This is a genomic window from Halodesulfovibrio sp. MK-HDV, assembly GCF_009914765.1.
GTDB lineage: Bacteria > Desulfobacterota > Desulfovibrionia > Desulfovibrionales > Desulfovibrionaceae > Halodesulfovibrio.
Window position 1 is genome coordinate 1 of sequence record NZ_WYDS01000050.1, and the last position, 2,607, is coordinate 2,607.

Below are 2,607 nucleotides of genomic sequence, written 5' to 3' on the forward strand. Positions count from 1 at the left end.
CTTTGAGATATGATTCTGATCTCTTCCAATCACATTCGTTTACTCTTTCTCTAGTTAATTTTAGGATATTTTCTGACATTTTTTTTATTTTTCTTTTTTTCTTTCATTCTACAATGCTTTTTTCTTTGAGATATGATTCTGATCTCTTCCAATCACATTCGTTTACTCTTTCTCTAGTTAATTTTAGGATATTTTCTGTCAAAAGACCCCCCTTCGCCTCCATTGAGATTGCAAGTTTACGGTATAAGATACTTTCAGCCATGAAGTTTACGGTACAAGCCATTCTCCAAATTTTTATAAAGGAAGTCGACAAAATAATTATCACGGAGTCATATCAACACCAACTCCCCCGAATGTGATTGGAGAACAATTAATAATTTATGTGTCTTGAACCAGGCACATCGAAAAAAAGTATGTCATTCCGCGCGTGGGGAACCCTTTCATCGAAAATTGGTGGAGGAGGTTCTCAGGGTCAAGCAATCTTTCAGAGATATTGGGATGTTTGCCTCTTGGCGAGCAGGTGGGAACTCAGCACCGCAACAGCTCGTTCGAAGGGGGAACCCCATGCCACGAAATTTCGGCTATCCCCTGTGCAGCTGATGCAATCCTTCGGGTTTTTTCACCCACGGGAGGAACCGAGACCGCAGCCGGACGATCACTAAGAGGGGGGGAAATGACACCGTGTCCTTGAGGGTAAGAAAAGACCTAAAAGGAGGTATGGCAGGATGCGAACACACCCTGCCATGTACGCGAATTCAATCACAGTGAATTCGGTGAATAAAATGATTTCAGCAAAGCAAAAAAAACCTTCGATCGAGCGTATTCGACGTACCCCAAGAAATCCGGAAGTGGTGAAAGTCCTCAAAGAAGTCACCGCCTTTGGAATTGGATTGGATGTGCATAAAGACTCGATTGCCCTCTGCATGAGCGGACGCCTTCCTTCTGGAGAAACCTTGGTGATCCGTGAACATACTTTCCGCAACCACCATCAAGGGGTGGAAGAATTATGTCGATTTCTGCGTCCTTATCAAGCAAAAGCAACCATTCTGATGGAGTGCACAGGCGTTTACCACGTGGCCTTATATCAAACACTTCAACAACGCTTTCCATCTCGTAGGGAATTTCTCATTGCCATGAATCCCCTGTTAGTCCACAATCGGATTGCAGATTTAGGAACGAAAAGTGATCGAGCTGATGCCCGGACATTGTCCAATTTAGCGTTTTATGAGCGAATTTTACGCCCAAGTTATGTGGGAAGTCCCGAATTCTTTACTGTAAGGGACTATATGCGGTCCTATCATCGCACAAGAACCCAGACTACTACCTGCAAAAACCGTATCCATCGACACCTCCATCTGGCTAATCAGAAATTCAGTTTTAACTTGAACACGGAGTGGGGTCTCCAACTCTTGGATCGTTACATTGCCCAATCCCGTCCTTTGGGGGAGGTCTACGAAGAATTCCTTGCAGAATTAAAAACTAATGGTCAGGGAAGAGTGTTAGAACGACAAGCAACCGAGATAGTTCCTCATGCTGAAGTCCGACTCACGGAACCTCAATGCTTTCTTTTGCAAGTGGAAGTCATACGCCTCTTGGAATCCCAAGCAGCCGCAGCTATCTTATTGAAAGAAGCCGAAACATATGTGTTGAACCATCCCACGCTTCGTACCCACTACGAACAGCTCTGTTTTATCCCTGGATTCAATGCGGTGACCGTACTCACCATCCTCACGGAGGTAGGAAATTATTCTCGCTTCCGCACCGCCGATGCATTCAGCAAATTCTGCGGTGTGGTTCCTACAGTGGAACAAAGCGGGACATTTCGCTCCAAGGGCCATGTTAACCGCTTCACGAATAAACATTTACGTTCTGCCCTCTCGCAAGCAGCTGCAATCATTTTGAGCCGTCCGGATCGTAACACAGATATTGGGGCTTATGCGTACAAACAACTGCTCCTCCGTAAACTTCCCTTCAAGAAAGCTATGATGAAGGTTGCGTTTAAGTATAGTCGGATAGTATTCGGAATGTTGACCGGAATTCGGCAGTATGATCCCTATCATGAGACTATGGAAAAGAAACGAGCACGTCTCCAGAAGCATCTTACAAATCAAGGGACTCTTCTTGAAAGTCACCGTACCCGAGCTTTAAGACGAAACATCTCCAAGCTTTTGGTGACAAATTCCGATTTACTGAATAGCACGAGTAAGTATCATCTTGTGCATGGCTTTAAACGGCTCATTCGGAAGTCAAAATATCAAGACAAGCACACATCTACGCGAAAATAAAAAAATTGAAACTTTATCTCTAAGGAAGACCGCTAGGTCTTCTGGCTAAAGTTTTTTTCTAATATTATATTGAAATTCGGGATAAAAATCTTTAATCGGTGTTTTAATATTGTCGGTGATATGGCCAAAAAAATTAACGGAAAAAATCTCAGTTTTTCATCATAACCAATCGTGATGTTACATTGGTTAGAGTTACTCATCTTTTAAAAGTCTCAAATATTAAGGAGTAACTTCTATTATTAATTTACGAATTACAAACGTTTTAAGGCAAATTTAAATTATGGGTAATGCTTTTCAATCAATTTAAATAAAAATACGATTT

The 2,607-nt window shown here is 42.3% G+C and carries 1 protein-coding gene; it reads left to right on the top strand.

Going from position 1 to position 2,607, the window contains the following annotated elements:
- Positions 1 to 782 precede the first annotated feature (782 nt).
- Positions 783 to 2,285 (top strand): IS110 family transposase, encoded by a 1,503-nt coding sequence (locus MKHDV_RS18560; RefSeq protein ID WP_160717974.1) that lies wholly within the window; start codon positions 783 to 785, stop codon positions 2,283 to 2,285.
- Positions 2,286 to 2,607 lie beyond the last annotated feature (322 nt).